Here is a 23,804-nt window from a genome sequence, read left to right as displayed (position 1 = left end):
CGGTGACCCAATATGAAAAATCAGTATAGTTTCAATAACAACCGATAATTCATGTAGGTTTGTAAGGGGGGAATTGAGTGCCATGTTACCGCTGTTAACACAAATTAACCAGTTCATAGGCGCAGAATGCTTTACAAATACCCCCAAATCAGATTAGAATTTCGCACCATTTTAATCGACTGACACTTTGACGTCAGTATTAAACCGAATCACTCTGAGGTGAGTATTACATGCCAGTAATCAAAGTACGTGAAAACGAACCGTTTGACGTAGCACTACGTCGTTTCAAGCGCTCTTGCGAAAAAGCAGGTATCCTTTCTGAAGTTCGTCGTCGTGAGCACTTCGAAAAGCCAACAACTGTACGTAAGCGTGCTAAAGCAGCGGCAGTTAAGCGTCACCTGAAGAAATTGGCTCGCGAAAACGCGCGTCGCGTTCGTCTGTACTAATCGTTAGATTATAAACAGAAGGATCGCGTAATGACTCTTATTGAACGCCTAAAAAGCGAACAAATAGCGGCGATGAAGGCGAAGGATAAACCTCGTCTTGGTGCCATCCGTTTGGTGCTTGCTGCAATTAAACAACGCGAAGTTGACGAAAAGATCACTCTTTCCGATGACGACGTGTTAGTAGTGTTGACCAAAATGGTGAAACAACGTCGTGACTCTGTAGCTCAATATGAAGCTGCAGGCCGTCAAGATCTTGCTGATGTTGAACATGCTGAAATCAATGTTCTTGCAGAATTTATGCCTCAACCATTAAGTGAAGATGAAATCTCTGCTTTGATGGATGAAGCTATTGCTGCAACGGGTGCTGCTAGCATGCAAGACATGGGTAAGGTCATGGGCGTACTGAAACCGCAAATTCAGGGTCGTGCCGATATGGGGATTGTTAGCAAGCTGGTGAAAATCAAGCTAGGTTAATCACTCCTCTTATTCTGCAACAAGCCGTGCTATTCTTTTGGAATGCGCGGCTTGTTTGTATCTGACAATCCCACTTTAACGGGCTACCGTTACACTCTTTATTGACTTACTCTAGGTTGTTTACTTTGTTATGGCAGGAAAAATACCGCGTTCATTTATCGATGATTTAATCTCTCGACATGATATTGTCGATGTCATTGACGCGCGTGTAAAACTCAAAAAACAAGGTAAGAACTTTGGCGCCTGTTGTCCATTTCATAATGAAAAAACACCATCTTTTTCGGTAAGCCAAGAAAAACAGTTCTATCATTGTTTTGGGTGTGGTGTTCACGGTAATGTACTTGACTTCGTAATGGAGTATGATCGGTTAGAGTTTGTTGATGCCATTGAAGAGCTTGCTTCTCAGTTAGGGTTGGAAGTTCCACGAGAAAATGACGGCACTGCGCCACGTGGTTCTAAAGCTGCTGATAAACGTAATTACTATGAGTTGATGAGCCAAGTTTCACAGTTTTATCAATCACAATTACGTGCACCAGAAGCACAAATTGCCATTGATTATCTTAAAGGTCGAGGCTTATCTGGCGATGTTGTAAAGAAATTTAATATCGGCTTTATTCCTGATCAATGGGACATGGTTCGTACCCGCTTTGGGCGTGATAATGAATCGCAAAAAGCACTTGTAAGCACTGGAATGCTGATCGAAAACGACCAAGGTCGTCGTTATGATCGCTTTCGTGGCAGAGTGATGTTTCCGATACATGATCGCCGTGGACGTGTGATTGGTTTTGGTGGTCGAGTATTGGGTGAAGGTACACCGAAATACCTTAACTCACCGGAAACAGATATTTTTCATAAAGGCCGTGAGCTTTACGGTTTATATGAAGTATTACAAACCCATCGTGAGCCTGAAAAAATCATGGTGGTAGAAGGTTATATGGATGTGGTGGCTTTGGCCCAATTTGGTGTCGATTACGCTGTCGCATCCCTAGGAACTGCCACCACGGGTGATCATATTCAAAGTCTATTCCGTCAAACTAGTACCGTTGTGTGTTGTTATGATGGTGACCGTGCTGGGCGCGAAGCTGCATGGCGTGCAATGGAACAAGCATTGCCCTTCCTCACCGATGGTCGCCAGTTAAAATTTATGTTTTTACCCGATGGCGAAGATCCAGATTCGTGTATTCGTGCTGAAGGGAAAATCCAGTTTGAACAACGCATTGATACTGCGACAACGCTATCTGACTTTTTATTTAACAGCCTAATGGTTCAAATTGACACCAGCTGTCGTGAAGGAAAAGCCAAGTTAACCACCTTAGCGGTTCCTTTAATTGATAAAGTACCAGGTGGTACGCTACGACTATACTTACGTGAGTTACTGGGAAAAAAGCTCGGTTTACCCGATGAGGCCCAATTACAACAATTACTCTCAAAACATGGTCAAGTCACAAGGCCTGTAGGCCAAGTACAAATTAAACGCACCCCTATGCGAGAAGTTATTGCCTTGCTGATTCAGCATCCACACTTTGTGCAACAACTTGAATTTGATATGGATGCATTTACTGGTATTGAGCTTGCTGGCTTAAATTTATTGCTATCGATAGTTGATAAATGCCGAAACAACCCCAATATTACCACAGGACAGCTTTTAGAATATTGGCGTGGCACCAAGAATGAAGCCATGATGGCTCGGCTTGCCGCGTGGGAGTTGCCGTTATCAAATGATGAAGACAATAGCCTCGATGTATTTTTAGACGCAATGGATAAAATAATTATCCAATGTGTTAATCAACAAATTGAACAGTTGCAGACTAAATCAAGAACTGTCGGCTTATCAGTCGAAGAAAAGCAGGAATTACAGCTATTAACGCTGAATCGCCCTGTCTAATAAGTAGTCAACAATTAAGAAATTTGTTATAATGACTGGTTTGCAACTCTGCATACTAAATTATCACTCAGACCCGAAGTTGGATACCGTCTATGGAGCAAAATCCGCAGTCACAGCTAAAGTTACTTGTTGCTAAAGGCAAGGAACAAGGCTATCTGACCTACGCCGAAGTAAATGACCACCTACCAGAAGATATCGTTGATTCTGATCAGGTTGAAGACATTATTCAAATGATTAATGACATGGGCATTAAGGTAGTTGAAACTGCCCCTGATGCCGATGAACTCATGATGACTGAAGATAATGCCGACGAAGACGCCATTGAAGCAGCGGCGCAAGCATTATCAAGCGTAGAAAGCGAGATCGGTCGCACAACTGACCCTGTACGTATGTACATGCGTGAAATGGGAACAGTTGAACTACTTACTCGCGAAGGCGAAATTGATATCGCAAAACGTATTGAAGATGGTATTAACCAAGTTCAATGCTCTGTTGCTGAATACCCTTCAGCAATCGCTCACTTACTTGAGCAGTTTGACAAAGTTGAAGCTGATGAACTTCGTCTAACTGATATCATTTCAGGCTTTGTTGATCCCAACGAAGAAGCGACCGCAGCACCAACAGCAACGCACATTGGTTCAGAGCTAAGCGAAACTGATCTTGAAGATGAAGATAAAGATCTTGAAGACGATGATGACGATGATGATGAGACGGACGAAGAAGAAGACGACGGCAGCATTGACCCAGAACTAGCACGTGAAAAGTTCTTAGAACTACGTCAGTCCTATGAAAAAATGGCATTCGCTATTAGTGAACATGGTCGTCAACACGCTACTACTGAAGTTGCCGTTGAAGAGTTATCAGAAATCTTCAAGCAGTTCCGTCTGATTCCAAAGCAATTTGACCGTCTAGTTAGCTCACTACGTGATTCTATGGATAAAGTACGCACTAACGAGCGTCTTATCATGCGTATGTGTGTTGATAACAGCAAAATGCCAAAGAAAACTTTCATTAGTTTATTCGCCGGTAATGAATCAAATAGTGATTGGATTGACACCGCACTTAACTCAGGTAAGCCCTACGCTGAACGCCTAAAGAACTATGAAGAAGATCTTCGCCGTTCAACGTTAAAGCTGCGCATACTTGAGCAAGAAACAGGCTTATCTATTGAGCGAATCAAAGACATTAGCCGTCGAATGTCAATCGGTGAAGCGAAAGCACGCCGTGCGAAAAAAGAGATGGTTGAAGCAAACTTGCGTCTTGTTATCTCTATTGCCAAAAAGTACACCAACCGTGGTCTACAATTCTTAGATCTTATCCAAGAAGGTAATATCGGTCTAATGAAAGCGGTTGATAAATTTGAATACCGTCGTGGTTACAAATTCTCAACTTACGCAACATGGTGGATCCGTCAGGCAATTACACGTTCAATCGCTGACCAAGCACGTACGATTCGTATTCCAGTACACATGATTGAAACCATCAACAAATTGAATCGTATCTCACGTCAGATGCTTCAAGAGATGGGTCGTGAACCATTACCTGAAGAATTGGCTGAACGTATGCAAATGCCGGAAGACAAAATCCGCAAGGTATTGAAGATTGCTAAAGAGCCAATCTCAATGGAAACCCCTATCGGTGATGATGAAGATTCGCACCTAGGTGATTTCATTGAAGATACAACACTTCAACTGCCTATGGATGCAGCAACAGCAACAAACTTGCGCGCTGCAACTAACGATGTACTAGCTGGTCTAACGCCACGTGAAGCTAAAGTACTTCGTATGCGTTTTGGTATCGATATGAATACCGACCATACGCTAGAAGAAGTGGGTAAGCAGTTTGATGTTACTCGTGAGCGTATCCGTCAGATCGAAGCGAAAGCGTTACGTAAATTACGTCACCCTAGCCGTTCTGATGTACTTCGTAGTTTCCTTGACGAATAAGTACATACGGTAATGTTATAAAAAAGCGAGCCTTTAGCTCGCTTTTTATTATATGCAATAACAATATTAAAAGTTTGAGATACCAACTCTGTTTTTCTAACTGTCGAAAAAGCAAACAATTTTTTAGCGTTAATCGCTAGACAAGCGTTTCGCCATCCCCTATAATTTGCCGCATATGGCCCCTTAGCTCAGTGGTTAGAGCAGGCGACTCATAATCGCTTGGTCCCCAGTTCAAGTCTGGGAGGGGCCACCAAAATTCAAAAAGGCTGAAGTATTTTACTTCAGCCTTTTTTGGTTTTTAATGACAATAAAATAATCAATAGGACATATTTTACTGTCGAGCCAGCACAAAAAATATCATTAACACACCGACACTTGATAAATAGCAAAACTTTGTTTTTATTTTTCCACATAATTATCATTTTTATGTCACACGTAATATCGACAATGAACTGCTATATCTCAGGGTGCTAAATGGTGGAATATCTGCTATAATCCTGCGCTTGAATATTGAAGCTATAATCAATGTTTCATAGGCATTTATCTACTCGTTTAATCGTAATAACGGCGTATTTAATGTTGTTTGTCAGCATGTATATGAACTTTACAAAAGCGCTTTAACGCTTTTTTAAAGTAATATTTAAAGAGTTTTTTATTTATTCATTATTCACTATCAGATAACACAATAAGTTGATTATTTGATAATGGTTAATGTTAATTTTCCCTTGGGTAGCAAGTTCGTCCGGAGAGTATCCTCAATGAAAAAGACCAAGATCGTATGTACGATTGGACCGAAAACTGAATCTGTAGAAATGCTTACTAAACTAGCTAACGCTGGTATGAACGTAATGCGTCTTAACTTCTCACACGGTGACTTTGAAGAGCACGGTCAGCGTATCACTAACGTACGTGAAGTTATGGCTAATACAGGCAAAGAACTAGCAATTTTGCTAGATACTAAAGGTCCTGAAATTCGTACTATCAAGCTAGAAGGTGGTAATGACTTCACTCTAGTAGCTGGTCAAGATTTCACTTTCACAACAGATACATCTGTAATCGGTAACCAAGACCGTGTGGCTGTGACTTACCCTGGTTTTGCTAAAGACCTAGTAAAAGGCAACATTATCCTTGTAGACGACGGTCTAATTGAAATGGAAGTGTTGGAAACAACAGAAACTGAAGTTAAGTGTAAAGTACTTAACAGCGGTGACCTAGGTGAAAACAAAGGTGTTAACCTTCCTGGCGTTTCAGTAAAACTTCCAGCACTTGCTGAAAAAGATAAAGCTGACCTTAAGTTTGGTTGTGAGCAAGGTGTTGATTTCGTTGCTGCATCTTTCATCCGTAAGGCTGAAGACGTATTAGAAATCCGTGCGCTACTAGAAGCAAACGGCGGCGCTAACATTCAAATCATCTCTAAGATCGAAAACCAAGAAGGTGTTGATAACTTTGACGCTATTCTTGAAGCATCTGACGGTATCATGGTTGCTCGTGGTGACCTTGGTGTTGAGATTCCAGTTGAAGAAGTTATCTTTGCTCAAAAGATGATGATCGAGAAGTGTAACCGCGCTCGTAAAGTTGTTATCACTGCAACTCAAATGCTTGATTCAATGATCAAGAACCCACGTCCAACACGCGCAGAAGCGGGTGATGTTGCTAACGCAATCATGGATGGTACTGATGCAGTAATGCTTTCTGGTGAGTCCGCTAAGGGTAAATACCCAATTGAAGCTGTAACTATCATGGCGCAAATCTGTGCACGTACAGACAAAGTACTTAAAGCTGAGCTAGGTTCACGTCTAGATAGCCCACGTCTACGTATCACTGAAGCGGTATGTAAAGGTGCAGTTGATACAGCTGAGAAGCTAGGTGCTCCACTGATCATAGTTGCAACTGAAGCAGGTAAATCTGCTCGTTCAATCCGTAAATACTTCCCAACAGCACGTATCCTTGCTGTAACAACAAATACTAAGACAGCAGCACAGCTATGTCTTTCTAAAGGTGTTACACCTGTTGTTGTTGATGCAATTGAAAACACTGATGCATTCTACCTACGCGGTAAAGAGTTAGCTCTTGAAACTGGTCTAGGTGCTAAAGGCGATATCGTAGTAATGGTTTCTGGCGCACTTGTTGCTTCAGGTACAACTAATACTGCGTCTGTTCACGTACTATAATCGTTCGTAAACAGCTATAAAAAAGGGAGCTTTAAGCTCCCTTTTTATTTATAAAAATTACGCTGTTTTTAATCTTATTAGCTTTCAATATTGCCTCCTCCTCTCTTAATTTATAAAGTAATTAAAAACCAACCCTTACCGATATATCATTTTATAAATATATAGCTCACATTTGTTACATTCTTGGTATCAATCCATTCTAATCATTGTTTATCCCTCTCTTTAATGTTTAAGCAATAAACAAAGCCAGTTATACTTCTTATCAATAGGTACTAGCACACATAACATTGACAATGTTATGTGTGTATTGTGTCGAATAACAATAACAACAAAGAGGGAAACTGTGTCCAGTCCTACGCAAACAAATAAAATCATGGAGGTCATACGGCAAGATATTTTGCTTGGCAAATTGACCCCAGGACAAAAACTTGTTGTTGCCGATTTAAAAGAACATTACCAAGTCGGCGCTTCACCTATTCGTGAAGCTCTTGTCCAATTATCGTGGAAAAAATACGTCAAGTTTGCGCCGCAAAAAGGCTGCTGGGTAGCACCTGTATCGGTAGAGGAATTGACTGATCTTTTCAATGCTCATCAATTAATCTCGCATGAACTGTTAAGAAAAGCGATTGTACAAGGTGATGAAGCTTGGGAACTCAACATCCTTACTAGTTACCATAAGTTAAGCCGCCTTAACCCAACCTCTGATGACGCTGATCTTTCTGAGTGGGAACAACGCCATGGCGATTTTCATATTGCTATTTTATCCGGCAGTAACTCACCAGTGTTACTTGATCTTTATGTTGATATCTACGAACAAATTAAACGTTATCGCCATATTTGGCTAAGCAAATTACGCGATAGTGATAGCCGTTACAATGATGATGGTGAACATGAAGCATTAATGAAAGCGGTATTAGATCGTGATATTGAGCTTGCCCAAACGATTCTAAATAACCACTCTAAAAATGCTGTTAGCTCTGTTAGTCCTTATCTCTAGTTTTACGCTAATAATTAAATAAAAAACCCATGACACATTGATACCATGGGTTTTCTTTTATACAGTTGCAACTATATTTTTAGCGCCCGCTCACCACGAGCAAGGCCAACAACCCCACTACGCGCAACTTCAATAATGTCAGTAGCCTCACTAACTGCTGCTAAAAAAGCATCGAGTTTTTCGCTGGTCCCCGTCACTTGGATGGTATAAATCTGACTGGTCACATCAACAATTAAACCACGAAATATATCAGCTGTGCGTTTTACTTCTGCACGTGCAAAACCACTGGCTTTGACTTTGACCAACATTAATTCTCGTTCAATATGATCCGATTCAGTGATATTACTGACCTTTAAAATATCAATTAACTTATGCAGTTGTTTCTCTATTTGTTCGTAGGCCGCTTCATCTTTAACATGAGTGGTTATATTTAACCGTGATAATGTCGCATCATCAGTGGGTGCAACGGTTAATGACTCAATGTTATAACCACGCTGAGAAAACAACCCCACTACTCGAGAAAGCGCACCGGGCTGGTTTTCAAGTAATACCGAAATAATTCTACGCATTAAGTTCGCTCCGTCTTACTTAACCACATGTCACTCATTGCACCACCACGAATAAGCATTGGATATACGTGCTCAGTTTCATCAACACTAATATCAATAAATACCAACTTATCTTTTAAGGCTAATGCTTGCTCTAATTGCTGATCTAGTAATTTGGGATCAGATATCCTTACGCCAACATGACCATAGGCTTCTGAAATAGCGGCAAAGTCAGGTACAGAGTCCATATACGATTGAGAATGGCGACCTTGATAAATCATATCTTGCCATTGCTTTACCATGCCAAGAAAACGGTTATTGAGGTTGATAATTTTCACTGGTATATCGTATTGCAATGCGGTTGAAAGCTCTTGAATATTCATTTGAATACTGCCATCCCCCGTTACACACACGACTTCAGCATCAGGCAGTGCAAACTTCACTCCCATCGCAGCAGGTAAACCAAAGCCCATAGTGCCAAGTCCACCGGAGTTAATCCAACGCCGAGGCTTATCAAACGGATAATACAAAGCAGCAAACATTTGATGCTGACCAACATCAGAGGTGACATAGGCATCGCCACCAGTAAGACGGTACAAAGATTCAATCACCTGTTGCGGCTTAATACGCTCACTCGTGGTGTCATACCGTAAACACTGACGCTGACGCCACGTTGCAATTTGTTGCCACCATGGTTGTAATAATTGTTGATGCTCAGCGCTATCTTGTTCACTAATTAGCTTAAGCATACTGGTAAGCACAGTCTCAGCCGAACCAACAATCGGAATATCAACCGCGACTGTTTTTGATATCGATGATGGATCAATATCGATATGCATAATAGTGGCATTTGGGCAGTATTTCTCAAGATTATTGGTAGTTCGATCATCAAATCTAACCCCAATACCAAAAATTAAATCTGCGTTATGCATTGCCATATTCGCTTCATAGGTGCCATGCATACCGAGCATGCCTAAACATTTCTGATGTGTACCTGGAAAGGCGCCAAGTCCCATGAGGGTATTAACAACCGGAATATTTAAGTTTTCAGCTAAAGCCATTAGTTGCTCACTGCAACTTGACATAATTGCACCACCACCGACATAGAGTACGGGTTGTTTGGCAGCTAATAAGGCTTTTACACCACGTTTAATCTGACCTTTGTGGCCTTGTGTGGTCGGATTATATGAACGTAATGCAATCGATTGAGGATATTGATACGGATAGGTTTGTGCCGGATTGAGCATATCTTTAGGAATATCGACCACAACAGGGCCTGGACGGCCACTCGCAGCGATATAGAAAGCTTTTTTGATAATAGTAGGAATATCTTCAGGTTTTGTTACTAGAAAGCTGTGCTTAACCACAGGTCGTGAGATACCAACCATATCACACTCTTGAAAAGCATCATTACCAATAAGATTACTCATTACTTGGCCAGACAATACCACTAATGGAATTGAGTCCATATACGCCGTTGCAATACCCGTAATCGCATTAGTTGCACCAGGGCCTGAAGTAACAAGCACGACCCCAACATCACCTGTGGCTCGTGCATAGCCATCAGCCATATGTACTGCAGCTTGTTCATGACGTACTAGCACATGTTCAATATCACTTTTTTCATGCAGTGCGTCATAAATATCAAGAACCGAACCTCCGGGATAGCCGAAGATATGCTTAACGCCTTGATCGATCATTGATCGAACGATCATATCTGCGCCAGACAACATTTCCATATTTTGTCTCCAGATCGATGAAACATAGTTAGGGCTTATTTTTAGCCTAATAAAAGACATGACTAAGCATGCTATGTTTATCACATTTGCAATAACAGATGCGAACAACTGCAACAACCTTAACGCTTTTGCAGCATTCATTGCTAGATCAAAATAGGAATTTACGGTTTTTATCTGCCGAGAGTGTAATTACCAATGCGTTATATAAAAATTAACTAATAAGCTGATAGTAACGACTATTACCAACTAATAAATTAGAGGTTATCACTATATAACAGCCATAAAAAAGAAGCCAAATAGGCTTCTTTCTTAAATATAAGCAAAAAACAACTTAGTCGTCTTTTTGTTGAGCTTTTTTGTGGCTTTCTTCGTACATATGTTCAATCTCTTTATGGTAACGATCTTGAATCACTTTACGACGTAATTTTTGAGTGGGTGTCAGTTCACCTTTATCCATCGAAAACGATTTTGGTAGTAAGGTGAATTTTTTCACTTGCTCAAAACGGGCTAAATCTTTTTGAAGTTCAATAACGCGTTTTTCAATTAACTCAACAATTTGGCTATGTTTAACCAACTCCATTCGGTCTTGATATTTAATGTTAAGTTCACGCGCATGCTCCTCTAGGGTTTCAAAGCACGGTACAATTAATGCAGATACAAACTTACGAGTATCGGCAATAACGGCAATCTGTTCAATTAAATGATCTTTACCAATCGCACCTTCAATCACTTGTGGTGCAATATACTTACCGCCCGATGTTTTCATTAACTCTTTGATACGATCGGTAATAAACAAGTTACCTTGCTCATCGATATAACCCGCATCACCCGTTTTAAGAAATCCATCATCAGTAAAGTTGTTCGCTGTCTCTTCTGGCATATTGTAATAGCCACGCATCACCATCGGACCACGTACTAAAATTTCATTATCTTTACCAATTTTTACTTCAGCACCTGGCATTGGCATACCAATTGAATCAGGGTTATAACAGCGATCATCCCAACAAGACACCGTCGCAGTGGTTTCTGTCATGCCATAGCCTAACTTTACGTTAATGCCTATTGCATGGAAAAAACGGCCGATGCCAGCATCTAACTTAGCACCACCACATGGCATACACTTGATGTTACCACCCAGTACCGCGCGCAGTTTAGATAGCACCATTTTATCGGCAAGGTTATAACTCTTTTTTAATAACCAAGATGGTTCACGACCTTGCTGGCGAGCAAGTGACATTCTTGCTCCCATATTCACAGCCCAAGTAAAAATAACCTTACGTTGAAACGGTGCTCGTGACACTTTTTCATGAACGCCAGAATATATTTTCTCGTATACCCGTGGCACAGCAGACATATAGTTAGGCTTAACATTCACCAATGCTTCTTTAAGCTTATTGGTATCAGAAAGGTAGCAGTTAATCACACCACGGTGTAATACATAGAATGTCCAAGCACGTTCAAACACATGCGATAACGGCAAAAAGCACAATGAAGTACCGCCTTCATCAAGTGCTAAACGCTCATCATGCGCAATAATTTGTGAGGCAACGTTGGCGTAATCTAACATCACCCCTTTTGGCGTACCGGTAGTACCGGAGGTATAAATCAGGGTTAATAAATCATCCATGACTAAATTATCAAGACGCATATCCAGCTCAGGCTGATGCTCTGCACTTGCGGTCTTTAAAAAATCAGCATAATGACAAACTAAAGGATGCTGAGGTAATTCAACATCATCGGTTAGTGCGACAATGCGTTCTAAATTTGGACATTGTTCAGCAATCGCAATAGCAGTATTTAACTGTGCTTGCTCGCCAACAAACAGTACTTTAACATTCGAATCTTGCAGAATATAAGCCGTTTGTTGAGCTGTATTGGTTGGATAAATAGGAACCGTAACACAACGGTTATACAGTGAGGCAAAATCAGCAACAGTCCAACGAGGCATATTATTAGCAAAGATACCCACTTTATCTTGTACTGCTAGCCCTTGATTTAACAATGCTAATGCTAATTGTTGAATTTTTTCACCAAAATTATTCCAGCTAATATCTTGCCACTCACCATTAACTTGATGACGTAAAGCAGGACTGTCGCCTAAGCGCGCAATTTGCTGACGAATACGGTGAACAATATGGAAATCATGTTGTGCCATAAGTACTCTATTTTTTTAGCTTACACTTGTAAGCTTATTTTGAGAGGTGCAGTCTACAATTCAGTCTTTAAAAAGCCAACTATAATGCATATTAAATTATAGTTTGTAATGATCCTTATCACTCTATACCTGCTTACTTATTGTCTTCAATAACTTTTTAACTAAACAGTAAAAGTGTAAGAATCTATAAATAACATGGCCTCATAACCAAAAATCGTAATAAATAATTAGCGTAGAAATATCAGCTTTAAGTCATGCCAATCAAAATACCGTTACGTTAGCTCATATGATTTTATTCAACCAATAAAAAAGCCAGCATTTAAGCTGGCTTTATAGTAGCGCTATATCAATTATTAGCTGGTCAGATCACCACAGATAGCCATTAGTTGATCACGCATCCAGATATTACCTTTATCTTTCTGTGTAGATTCATGCCAGCTTAGATAGCCTGTGATCTTAGCGTTAGCAAATGGTAACGGTAGTACCTTAAGTTGTAAGTTGTCAGCAGACGCTTCAGCTAACCAGCGTGGAGCAACAGCAATCAACTCAGATTGACTAACGACAAACATAATGTCGTTTAGGCTTGCGCCTTGGTATGCATCCTGACAATTTACTGCGCTGTGGTTATAAATATCATCAGCGAACATTTTGACATCTGATACTGATTTTAGAACTGCATGCATTTCAGTATTAAACTCATCAGCAGAAATACTGTCGCCAATACGTGGGTGATTATTAGCGACAATTGCTACTAACTCATCGCAAAATAGCTCGGTGCTACAAAAACCATCGTCGTCAAAACGTGCGTAATCAATTACAAAATCCACTTCTTGATAACGCATTTTTTGTGGTAATTCTGCATCTAATTCAGCTTCTAGTTGGAGCTGAATATTTGGTGCTTGCTCGCGCATCGTCGATAATACTGTTGGCGCAAAACGCATATCGGAAGGACTACAAATGGCAAGTTTAAAAGTGCGGTTTGATGTTAATGGTGTAAAGATAGAACATGGTAATTCATTTTTTACTAACTGTAGCGCCTGACGTAATGGACCAAACAATTGTTTAGCGCGTTGCGTTGGTTGAATACCGCGACCATGACGAATAAATAATTCATCATTAAACATCACTTTTAAACGTGCAACTGCATTACTTACTGCCGGTTGCGACATACCTAAATTTTGCGCGGCACGAGTAATATTTTGTTCCTGCATAACAGCATCAAAAACTGTCAATAAATTAAGATCAACACTGCGTAATGTTGATTCCATGCTGTAATTATCAACGGCAGAAACTGAAGTAGTCGTTCGGCTCATGGTATACCTCTATAATTTAATTATTATTAGTGCATCGCAATGCCATACTCACTTAGACGTTATTTTAATTATCTACAGTGTCTGCTTTGAATGCCCTTGTTGGGATGCGCTAAGTATCAACCATATAGATTGATGAAACTAATAATAGAAAATAAGATAATATGAACAGACACTTATTTAATTATAATTCAGAAAAATAAATACAAACATATCAATAATTTGCAATTAAAATTAAGAATTTTAAATTTAATATAAATAAAAAGATCGTTAATAAAATAAGATAAAATAGCGTTTTTATTTCAAGAATAATCATTTATTTTCAATTTAAAATTCACAACAAAAATACTATAGACTTATTATATATTTAATTTTTGTATATATTTAAAGTTAATAATCACCAATATATAAATATAATGATTAGTAGCAATTACTAATTATTATATTATTGACAAAATATATAATTGATATTCTTATTAATATGAACGGTTAACTTCTATTATCATAGTTGGTAGGTGCTTACTTTTAAACTAATTTAACACCATTTTTCTCGCTTTTAATCGCAAAATCCCACATGTAAAGTACAAAAAAAAACAACTTTTGGTTGACCTATAGCCTATCTATTTGATATTCATTTGTTAACCAAATTAACTGAAGTCTTTAATAAAATGAAAACACGTTTCTCTATTCTCTTAGCACTCCTCCTTATCGTGACATAATCACGCGGGTTGCTATCGAGTGGGAAACACCACCAAAGATTTCAAAACCCGCGCAAACAAGCGCGGGTTTTTTCATATTTTGACCAGCGCAAGTGAATGCGGAACTCAGCCTTATATCGGCTTATATTTAAAAGGATGTCACTATGAAAGATCAGGTCATTATTTTTGATACAACGTTGCGTGATGGCGAGCAAGCATTATCAGCCAGTTTAACCGTTAAAGAAAAATTACAAATAGCCTATGCACTTGAACGTTTAGGTGTCGATGTCATCGAAGCCGGCTTTCCGATCTCATCTCCCGGTGATTTTGAATCAGTACAGACTATAGCTAAGCACATTAAACATAGTCGTATCTGTGCCCTTTCTCGTGCCGTTGCAAAAGATATTGATGTTGCAGCTGAATCATTAAAAGTTGCCGAAGCATTTCGCATTCATACCTTTATTTCAACCTCAACTGTTCATGTACAAGATAAGCTACGTCGTAGCTATGATGATGTGATTGAGATGGGTGTTGCTGCTGTAAAACGGGCGCGTAAATATACTGATGATGTCGAATTCTCCTGTGAGGATGCAGGACGAACACCGATTGATAACCTATGTCGCATGGTGGAAGCCGCTATTGATGCAGGTGCTAATACCATTAATATTCCAGATACTGTTGGTTATACTCTGCCAAGTGAATTTGGTGGCATTATTAGCCAACTGTTTGATCGAGTGCCTAATATCGATAAAGCCGTCATCTCTGTTCACTGCCATGATGATCTTGGCATGTCAGTGGCTAACTCAATGGCAGCAATTCAAGCCGGAGCTCGTCAAGTAGAAGGCACCATAAATGGTCTGGGTGAACGTGCTGGTAACTGCGCTCTCGAAGAAATCGCAATGATCATTAAAACTCGCCAATCGCTTTTGGGCGTCCATACCAATATCAAACATGACGAAATTCATCGCACCAGCAAAATGGTCAGTCAGCTATGCAATATGCCAATTCAAGCGAATAAAGCCATTGTTGGCGGCAATGCCTTTAGTCACTCATCAGGAATCCACCAAGATGGAATGCTGAAAAATAAAAACACCTACGAGATCATGACCCCAACCTCTATCGGCCTTAAAAATCAGGCATTAAACCTGACTAGTCGCTCTGGCCGAGCCGCCGTTAAAAGTCATATGGATACATTAGGCTACACCGAACACGACTATGATCTAGATAAACTTTACGCTGACTTCTTAAAGCTCGCTGATCGTAAAGGCCAAGTATTTGATTACGATCTAGAAGCATTAATGCATTTTGCTAACCTGCGCGATGAAGATGACTTTTTTAAAATAAACTATTTAAGCGTTCAATCGGGCAGCGTGATGGCCACCACCAGTATTAAGCTTCAATGTGGCAGCGAAGAAAAGTGTGAAGCCGCTGTGGGCAACGGGCCGGTCGATGCACTTTATCAATGTATCTATCGTCTAACCGGTTATGAAATCGTATTAGATAAATTTGATCTTACCGCCAAAGGCGAAGGTGAAGATGGCTTAGGCCAAGCAGATATCATTGCTAATTATAAAGGTCGCAAATATCACGGTACCGGTTTAGCCACCGATATTGTTGAGGCATCAGGTCAGGCTCTGATCCATGTTATCAATAGTATTCATCGCGCAGATCAAATCGCAACCATCAAACAACAAAATAGCCAATAACTGATTAAAGAATTCAATTTTATTTTTGGTACATTACGGAGAGCATCTACCATGGCAGGTTCATATAATATAGCAGTACTACCCGGTGACGGTATTGGCCCAGAAGTCATGCAGCAAGCACATAAAGTATTAGCTGCGGTACAACAAAAATTCGATATTACACTTCATTGTCACCAGTTTGATGTTGGCGGTATTGCGATTGATAATCATGGTTGTCCACTACCGTTAATTACCCTAAAGGGCTGTGAAGCAGCAGATGCGGTGTTATTTGGCTCTGTCGGTGGCCCTAAATGGGAACATCTAGCCCCTAACGATCAACCTGAACGTGGCGCTCTATTACCGTTGCGCAAGCACTTTCAATTATTTTGTAATCTTCGTCCGGCACAAATTCACCGCGGTTTAGAACGCTTCTCACCACTGCGTGCTGATATTTCTGAGCGTGGTTTTGATATTGCAGTAGTACGCGAACTCACTGGCGGCATTTATTTTGGCCAACCCAAAGGCCGTGAAGGTGAAGGCGCGCAAGAAAAAGCATTTGATACTGAAATTTATCATCGTTATGAAATTGAGCGGATTGCAAAAATTGCATTTGAATCGGCACGATTACGTCGTAAAAAAGTATGCTCAATTGATAAAGCTAACGTTCTACAAAGCTCAATTTTATGGCGTCAAGTAGTTGAAGAAGTGGCGGTTGATTATCCCGATGTCAGTTTAACTCACATGTACATTGATAACGCTACTATGCAGCTAATCAAAGATCCCTCGCAGTTTGATGTGATGCTATGTTCAAATATTTTTGGCGATATTATTTCTGACGAATGCGCCATGATCACCGGCTCAATGGGCATGTTGCCATCTGCAAGTTTAAATCAACAAAAATTTGGTATGTATGAACCTGCTGGCGGCTCAGCACCTGATATTGCAGGTAAAAATATTGCCAATCCGATTGCACAGATTCTATCAGCAGCCTTAATGCTACGTTATAGCCTTGGTGAAGAAGAGGCAGCACGCGCCATAGAAAGAGCGGTTGCTCAAGCACTAGAAGCGGGAGAGCTGACAGCAGACTTAGCTGGCACTAGTACCGCCCTAACCACCATCGAAATGGGTGACAAAATAGCAGCCTATATTCTGCAAGCATAAGGAGCATCATTATGTCGAATAACACATCGTCAACGACTGCTAAAACACTATATCAAAAAGTTTATGATGCGCATGTCGTTGTTGCAGCAGCAGGTGAAAACCCAATTTTGTACATTGATCGCCATTTAGTGCATGAAGTTACTTCACCCCAAGCATTTGATGGTTTGCGCGAAAAAGGTCGTCGTGTTCGCCAAGTATCTAAAACCTTTGCCACTATGGATCATAATGTTTCAACTCAAACCAAAGACATCAACGCATCAGGTGAAATGGCACGAATACAAATGGAAACACTTGCCAAGAACTGTGCTGATTTTGGAGTTACATTATATGACTTAAACCATAAATATCAGGGTATTGTCCATGTAATGGGGCCTGAACTTGGTATTACCTTACCCGGTATGACCATTGTTTGTGGCGACTCACATACCGCCACCCATGGAGCCTTTGGTGCCTTAGCTTTCGGTATTGGCACCTCGGAAGTAGAACACGTATTAGCTACTCAAACTCTAAAACAATCTCGTGCTAAAACCATGAAGATTGAAGTTAACGGCAAAGTGGCACAAGGCATTACCGCGAAAGATATCGTACTGGCAATTATAGGCAAAACCACTGCTGCAGGCGGAACCGGTTATGTGGTTGAGTTCTGTGGTGAAGCTATCACCGACCTTAGTATGGAAGGTCGTATGACAGTGTGTAACATGGCCATTGAACTCGGTGCAAAAGCTGGCTTAATTGCACCAGATCAAACCACCTTTGATTATATTAAAGATCGTGAATTTGCACCGAAAGACGCTGACTTTGATGCCGCTGTAGCATACTGGACATCATTAAAATCCGATCCTGATGCCGAGTTTGATGCCGTTGTAACGCTTGATGCTAAAGAGATAAAGCCGCAAGTCACATGGGGTACCAATCCAGGCCAAGTGATTGCAGTAGATGAACCGATTCCAACACCTGAAAGTTTTACTGATCCAGTAGAACAAACCTCAGCTAAAAAAGCATTAGCCTACATGGGATTAGAAGCGCAAAAATCACTGTCTGATTACGCGGTTGATAAAGTGTTTATCGGTTCGTGCACTAACTCACGTATCGAAGATATGCGCGCAGCCGCAGCGATTGCCAAAGGTCGAAAAGTGGCAGCTAACGTCCAAGCTTTAGTCGTTCCAGGCTCAGAACAAGTTAAAGCACAAGCAGAGCAAGAAGGGTTAGATAAAATCTTCATTGATGCTGGTTTTGAATGGCGACTACCTGGGTGTTCTATGTGTTTAGCTATGAATAACGATCGCTTAGGCCCTGGTGAACGCTGCGCTTCTACTAGTAACCGTAACTTTGAAGGTCGTCAAGGTCGTGATGGTCGCACCCATTTAGTTAGCCCCGCGATGGCGGCAGCGGCAGCGTGTGCTGGTCGCTTTATTGATATTCGCCAACTTGATCCCGTATCTGCGTAACAAAAGGATTTGAACATGACAGGTTTTACTCAACATACCGGATTGGTGGTGCCATTAAATACTGCCAATATTGATACCGATGCCATTATTCCAAAGCAGTTTTTACAAAAAGTGACGCGCACAGGTTTTGGGCAGCATTTATTTCATGATTGGCGCTTTTTAGATGATGCAGGCAAACAGCCTAATCCTGATTTTATAATGAACGCTCCGCGCTACCAAGGCGCTACCATTTTACTGGCGCGTGAAAACTTTGGCTGTGGATCGTCGCGCGAACATGCACCATGGGCATTAGCTGATTACGGCATTCAAGTCATGATTGCACCTAGCTTTGCCGATATTTTTTATGGTAATTCAATCAATAACCAAATGATTCCTGTTCGCCTGACAGATCAACAAATTGATCAATTATTTAAATTTGTTGAAACAACCGTTGGCGCAACGATCACGGTTGATCTTGAAGCCATGACTGTCAGTGCTAATGGCCTTCAATACTCCTTTGAAATTGATGAATTTCGCCGTCACTGCCTATTAAACGGGCTTGATAACATTGGCTTAACCCTACAATACCAAGCAAAAATTGCTGATTACGAAGCCAATATTCCCTCTTATCTTGCGTAGTTAGCTCGGCTAATAAAAACGCCTGCTCATAAGCAGGCGTTTGTTTAGCATGTCATACTGGACAGTGTAATAAATACCATTTTATGACGGTCTTAATTGTAATCTTCTTTTATCAAATGGACTATTTATGCGCGTACTCTTGAGCTTGTTATTGATGTTATGGTCAGTGAATCTTTTCGCAGCACCAAAGGCCGATCTATTACCTTACTGGCAAGATCAACTTGCCACAGATCAACGTCAAATTGATCATCACCAATGGCAACAGCTATTGGATAAATATTTAGTCGTACAACCTCAACAAACACTGTTTCGTTATGATGCAGTTACCCCTGCCGATAAACAACTATTACAGAATTATATTAATCACTTAGCAAAACTTGATCCGCGCCAATATAATCGCAACGTACAATTTGCTTACTGGGTTAATCTGTATAATGCCCTAACTGTACAATTGATCATTGATAATTACCCTCTGACTTCAATCACTAAACTGGGAGGCTTTTTCAATTTTGGACCGTGGGATCAAGTCATTGTAACTATTAATAATAAATTCCTTAGCCTTAACGATATTGAGCATCGAATATTACGCCCTATTTGGCATGATCCTCGTATCCATTATGCGGTTAATTGTGCCAGTTTAGGCTGCCCCGATTTACTGCCGCAAGTGTTTGACAGTCAGCAACTAAATAGCCAACTTAATGCTGCGGCCAGTCGTTTTATCAATAGCGATAAAGGGGTAAAAATCAGCTTAAAACAAACAACTCTATCGTCTATTTATGACTGGTATAGTCGTGATTTTGGTAACCAACAAGCGTTATTACAGCATATAAATCATTACCGCACCGATAATAAAATCAATACTAATAACCTCAAATATGATTACAACTGGTTGTTAAATCAGAAGCTATAACTTAACTGCCATTACAGGTACAATACTCGTGTTCTCATTGGGGAGCCACTAGGCTGAGATTGTTGTTATTATCTTGATTGATATAGCAGAACCCATTGAACCTGAACCAGGTAATGCTGGCGTAGGAATTGAGAAACGCACTGGTATCTACCATTGCCCATCTGCTGTTACAGCTGATATTTATCCTCTCAACCCTGTGCCGCTCTCTCTTTTTATTTTGTTCGCAGGATACTGACATCAGGAGCGCATAGTGAAAATCAGTTACACACTTTTACCGTTAATATCGATAGCGTTATTGTCAAATAACGTCTTGGCGGCCGATAAAACCCTTAATGTTTATACCTACAGCTCGTTTTCATCCGAGTGGGGTCCAGGGCCGATTATCAAAAAAGCCTTTGAAGCCCAATGCAATGGTTGCAAAGTTAACTTTGTCTCTTTAGAAGATGGTGTCTCGATTCTTAATCGAGTCCGTTTAGAAGGCAGCCGTAGCCAAGCAGATATTCTATTGGGGCTTGATAACAACCTGATGACTGAAGCCAAACAAACGGGACTACTAGCAAAACAACATGTTGATCTAAGTAAATTAACCTTACCTAAAGGCTGGCATGACGATACCTTTATTCCCTATGATTACGGCTATTTTGCATTTGTTTATGACAGCACTAAATTACCCCATCCACCAACCAGTTTAAAAGCACTAGTCAACGATCAAAATATCAGTGTCATCTACCAAGATCCTCGAACTTCAACTCCTGGACAAGGGCTGATGCTATGGATGAAATCGGTATATGGTGATAAAGCCGCCGCCGCATGGCAACAGCTCGCCAAACATACGGTGACGGTCACTAAAGGCTGGTCAGAAGCTTACAGCATGTTCCTTGATGGTGAAGCCGATATGGTCTTGTCATATACCACTTCACCGGCCTATCACATCATCGAAGAGCACAAAAACCAGTATAAAGCAGCTAATTTCAAAGAAGGTCATTACATGCAAGTGGAAGTGGCAGCTAAAATGAAAAATAGTCCTCATCCTAAACTTGCCGATCAATTTATGCAGTTTATTGTTAGTGACGCTTTTCAATCTCAAATCGCGACTCACAACTGGATGTATCCAGTTACCAAACAGCCACTGCCAACCGCTTTTAAGCAATTAACCATTCCTGATAAAGCATTAGAATTTAGCGCCGATGAAGTGGCTAAAAATCGTAAAGCATGGATTCGAGAGTGGCAGCAAGCGCTGACCCAATAATGGCATACCGCTGTGAATAAACCTGTAACTCAACTATTGCCCGGACTATTCAGTGCTGGGCTTATTCTATTGTTAGTGATCGCTGCGATCACCAGCCTTATACTCCATGCCGGGCAATGGCAACTAAGTAGCTTATGGCACGATCCTTATCTACGCCATGTGACTCGATTTAGTTTTTACCAAGCTTTACTGTCGACGCTACTCAGTATCGTACCTGCAATTGCAATAGCTTACGCGCTATCACGACGGCACTTTATTGGTAAACAACTGCTATTACGTTTGTTTGCGATGACATTAGTGATGCCAGTGTTAGTAGCGGTGTTTGGTCTATTAGCTATCTACGGCAAAAGTGGCATTATTAGTCATGGATTAAGCCTGCTGGGATTACCACGGCTAAACATTTATGGTTTAAGCGGCATTTTACTGGCGCATGTGTTTCTTAATTTGCCGTTAGCAGTGCGGTTTTTACTTCAAAGTCTAGAATCAATCCCTCATGAACAACATCAATTGGCGGCCCATTTAGGTATTCGAGGCTGGCATAAATTTAAGTTAGTTGCTTGGCCGCGGTTACGCCAACAATTACCTCATGTTGCTGGGCTTATTTTTATGCTGTGTTTTACCAGTTTTGCAGTGATCATGTCGCTCGGTGGCGGCCCGAAATCAACCACTATTGAACTGGCGATTTATCAAGCTATTCGCTACGACTTTGATCTTGCAACAGGGGCTATTTTAGCACTGTGGCAAATGCTACTTTGTGGTGGATTAGTACTACTTAGTCACCGCTTTGCGAAACCACTAGCGACTTTTAGCGCTTCTGTTGGTAACAATGTGGTCAACTATCAAGATAACTGGCGCGCAAAATGCTGGGATTGGAGTTGGATCATCGCTGCGATCTTACTGGTGATCCCACCGATTATTGCTGTATTTGTTGCAGGACTTAATCGCCAACTGCCGCAGCTATTACAACAACCAGCATTATGGCATGCGGTGGCTAATTCACTGCAAATAGCGGTAATAGCATGTGGGTTAGCCTTTGTATTTGGAGTGATGATCTTATTAACCAGCCGCCAATTACGTTTAAATAAACAACGTTTGAATGCCGATAGTATCGAGATGATCGGTACCATTATATTAGTCACTCCAGGGTTAGTATTAAGCACAGGTATCTTCTTGCTATTACGCCAATATACCGATGCTTATGGCGCCGCTTTTTGGGTCGTGGTTGGGGTTAATGCGTTAATGGCGTTGCCTTATGTGATCAAAACGCTTAGCCAACCGATGTTACACATTGCCCAGCAATACAACACGTTATGTCGAAGTTTAAATATGAGCGGCTGGTCGCGGTTACGATTAGTAGAATGGCGAGCCTTACGTAAACCAATCGCACAATCACTGGCTATAAGTTTAGTGCTGTCATTAGGCGATCTGGGTGCGATCGCTTTATTTGGCAGTCAAGATTTCCAAACTCTACCATTGTATTTATTTCAATTAATGGGTAGTTACCGAATGGATGGTGCTGCGGTGGCGGCATTATTACTATTACTGCTCAGTTTGGGCTTATTTAGCGCGATTGAATACTGCGTTCAACCTCGGCGTACTAAAGGTAAACACCATGCTTAATGTCAACCAACTCAGTTACACTTATCAGCCGCAACGCCAACATGAACAGCCAATGACGTTAAGCTTTAACTTTAACCTTCAGCAAGGGGATATTGCTGCGCTTATTGGGCCAAGTGGTGCAGGGAAAAGCACGCTATTGGCGCTTATTGCTGGTTTCCTGCAGCCAAATAGTGGTGATATTCGTATCCACCAGCAGTCAATTATTGATTTAGATCCCGCTCTGCGACCATTATCAATGTTGTTTCAAGAGCACAATTTATTTCCTCACCTTAGCGTCTATGAAAATATTGCGCTCGGGGTGGATCCGCGTCTGAAACTTACTCTTCAGCAGCAACAGCAAGTACACGATGCCGCAGCCAAAGTCGGGCTAGAATCCTATTTAACCCGTTTACCCGAAAACCTGTCCGGAGGGCAACGACAACGGGTCGCACTGGCACGTTGTCTTATTCGTCAACGGCCATTATTACTGCTTGATGAACCTTTCTCGGCACTTGATCCTGCCCTGCGTAACGACATGCTCAAATTAGTACAACAATTAGCGCAACAGCAAGCGATTACCGTGTTAATGATCACTCATAGCCCTGAGGATGCCAACAAAATAGCCAATAAGTGTATCTTTGTTGATAACGGTGCAATTAAAGCTCAGGGGGACACCAACGCCCTGCTTAATCACCCTCAGCAACTAGATTTACGCCATTACCTTGGATTAACTACTGATTAAATAAATGTGATAAATGGCTGCGG

18 protein-coding genes, 1 tRNA gene and 1 riboswitch are annotated in these 23,804 nt (G+C 41.0%); of the genes, 15 read left to right on the top strand and 4 right to left on the bottom strand.

What is annotated here, in order from left to right:
• Nucleotides 1–230 precede the first annotated feature (230 nt).
• The 7 genes from rpsU to BTN98_RS00225 all read left to right on the top strand — a co-directional run bounded on the left by rpsU (nucleotide 231) and on the right by BTN98_RS00225 (nucleotide 7,919).
• Nucleotides 231–446 (top strand): 30S ribosomal protein S21, encoded by a 216-nt coding sequence (gene rpsU, locus BTN98_RS00255; RefSeq protein ID WP_005301411.1) that lies wholly within the window; start codon nucleotides 231–233, stop codon nucleotides 444–446.
• Between the two features lie 30 nt (nucleotides 447–476).
• The gene (locus tag BTN98_RS00250) at nucleotides 477–920 is read left to right on the top strand and encodes a GatB/YqeY domain-containing protein (protein WP_060998523.1); all 444 of its coding nucleotides are present in this window, start codon (nucleotides 477–479) and stop codon (nucleotides 918–920) included.
• A 130-nt stretch (nucleotides 921–1,050) separates the two neighbouring features.
• Nucleotides 1,051–2,805, top strand: a complete 1,755-nt coding sequence (dnaG, locus tag BTN98_RS00245) for a DNA primase (RefSeq protein WP_060998522.1) — start codon at nucleotides 1,051–1,053, stop codon at nucleotides 2,803–2,805.
• 92 nt (nucleotides 2,806–2,897) lie between these two features.
• Nucleotides 2,898–4,751 (top strand): RNA polymerase sigma factor RpoD, encoded by a 1,854-nt coding sequence (gene rpoD, locus BTN98_RS00240; RefSeq protein ID WP_060998521.1) that lies wholly within the window; start codon nucleotides 2,898–2,900, stop codon nucleotides 4,749–4,751.
• Nucleotides 4,752–4,928: 177 nt separating this feature from the next.
• A tRNA-Ile gene (locus BTN98_RS00235) sits at nucleotides 4,929–5,004 on the top strand.
• 505 nt (nucleotides 5,005–5,509) lie between these two features.
• A complete protein-coding gene (gene pykF / locus BTN98_RS00230; protein ID WP_060998520.1) occupies nucleotides 5,510–6,922 on the top strand; it encodes a pyruvate kinase PykF in 1,413 nt (470 codons plus the stop codon).
• Nucleotides 6,923–7,295: 373 nt separating this feature from the next.
• Nucleotides 7,296–7,919 carry an FCD domain-containing protein gene (locus BTN98_RS00225; RefSeq protein ID WP_060998519.1) on the top strand — a complete coding sequence of 208 codons (624 nt, stop codon included), beginning with the start codon at nucleotides 7,296–7,298 and terminating at the stop codon, nucleotides 7,917–7,919.
• Nucleotides 7,920–7,990: 71 nt separating this feature from the next.
• Here BTN98_RS00225 and ilvN read toward each other — a convergent pair whose 3' ends face one another.
• The 4 genes from ilvN to leuO form a co-directional block, all read right to left on the bottom strand.
• Entirely contained in the window at nucleotides 7,991–8,488 is a 498-nt protein-coding gene (gene ilvN / locus BTN98_RS00220; protein WP_060998518.1) for an acetolactate synthase small subunit, read from the bottom strand.
• On the bottom strand, nucleotides 8,488–10,206 hold the full coding sequence (locus BTN98_RS00215) for an acetolactate synthase 3 large subunit (RefSeq protein ID WP_060998517.1): 1,719 nt from the start codon (nucleotides 10,204–10,206) through the stop codon (nucleotides 8,488–8,490). The genes ilvN and BTN98_RS00215 overlap by 1 nt, the downstream gene beginning before the upstream one ends.
• Before the next feature lie 331 nt (nucleotides 10,207–10,537).
• Nucleotides 10,538–12,361, bottom strand: a complete 1,824-nt coding sequence (locus BTN98_RS00210; protein ID WP_060998516.1) for an AMP-dependent synthetase/ligase — start codon at nucleotides 12,359–12,361, stop codon at nucleotides 10,538–10,540.
• A 353-nt stretch (nucleotides 12,362–12,714) separates the two neighbouring features.
• On the bottom strand, nucleotides 12,715–13,674 hold the full coding sequence (gene leuO, locus BTN98_RS00205) for a transcriptional regulator LeuO (RefSeq protein WP_060998515.1): 960 nt from the start codon (nucleotides 13,672–13,674) through the stop codon (nucleotides 12,715–12,717).
• 859 nt (nucleotides 13,675–14,533) lie between these two features.
• Between leuO and leuA the strand changes: the two genes are divergently transcribed.
• The 8 genes from leuA to thiQ all read left to right on the top strand — a co-directional run bounded on the left by leuA (nucleotide 14,534) and on the right by thiQ (nucleotide 23,781).
• Complete coding sequence (gene leuA, locus BTN98_RS00200) at nucleotides 14,534–16,075, top strand: 2-isopropylmalate synthase (RefSeq protein ID WP_060998514.1); 1,542 nt, start codon at nucleotides 14,534–14,536, stop codon at nucleotides 16,073–16,075.
• Between the two features lie 51 nt (nucleotides 16,076–16,126).
• Nucleotides 16,127–17,215 (top strand): 3-isopropylmalate dehydrogenase, encoded by a 1,089-nt coding sequence (gene leuB, locus BTN98_RS00195; protein WP_060998513.1) that lies wholly within the window; start codon nucleotides 16,127–16,129, stop codon nucleotides 17,213–17,215.
• Between the two features lie 11 nt (nucleotides 17,216–17,226).
• Nucleotides 17,227–18,663 carry a 3-isopropylmalate dehydratase large subunit gene (gene leuC / locus BTN98_RS00190; protein WP_060998512.1) on the top strand — a complete coding sequence of 479 codons (1,437 nt, stop codon included), beginning with the start codon at nucleotides 17,227–17,229 and terminating at the stop codon, nucleotides 18,661–18,663.
• A 15-nt stretch (nucleotides 18,664–18,678) separates the two neighbouring features.
• The gene (leuD, locus tag BTN98_RS00185; RefSeq protein ID WP_060998511.1) at nucleotides 18,679–19,281 is read left to right on the top strand and encodes a 3-isopropylmalate dehydratase small subunit; all 603 of its coding nucleotides are present in this window, start codon (nucleotides 18,679–18,681) and stop codon (nucleotides 19,279–19,281) included.
• A gap of 127 nt (nucleotides 19,282–19,408) precedes the next feature.
• Nucleotides 19,409–20,191: a DUF547 domain-containing protein gene (locus BTN98_RS00180; protein WP_060998510.1), complete on the top strand. Its 783-nt coding sequence runs from the start codon at nucleotides 19,409–19,411 to the stop codon at nucleotides 20,189–20,191.
• A gap of 28 nt (nucleotides 20,192–20,219) precedes the next feature.
• A riboswitch (TPP riboswitch) is annotated at nucleotides 20,220–20,336 on the top strand.
• Nucleotides 20,337–20,441: 105 nt separating this feature from the next.
• Nucleotides 20,442–21,440, top strand: coding sequence for a thiamine ABC transporter substrate binding subunit (gene thiB, locus BTN98_RS00175; protein ID WP_060998509.1), 999 nt, complete (start codon nucleotides 20,442–20,444; stop codon nucleotides 21,438–21,440).
• 12 nt (nucleotides 21,441–21,452) lie between these two features.
• On the top strand, nucleotides 21,453–23,060 hold the full coding sequence (gene thiP, locus BTN98_RS00170; protein WP_060998508.1) for a thiamine/thiamine pyrophosphate ABC transporter permease ThiP: 1,608 nt from the start codon (nucleotides 21,453–21,455) through the stop codon (nucleotides 23,058–23,060).
• Nucleotides 23,053–23,781, top strand: a complete 729-nt coding sequence (gene thiQ, locus BTN98_RS00165; RefSeq protein ID WP_060998507.1) for a thiamine ABC transporter ATP-binding protein — start codon at nucleotides 23,053–23,055, stop codon at nucleotides 23,779–23,781. The genes thiP and thiQ overlap by 8 nt, the downstream gene beginning before the upstream one ends.
• Nucleotides 23,782–23,804: the final 23 nt, after the last annotated feature.

Origin of the sequence: Photobacterium aquimaris (assembly GCF_002954455.1) — a bacterium.
In the GTDB taxonomy this organism is placed as follows: Bacteria; Pseudomonadota; Gammaproteobacteria; order Enterobacterales; family Vibrionaceae; genus Photobacterium; species Photobacterium aquimaris.
This window is presented reverse-complemented; position numbering and strand designations above follow the sequence as displayed.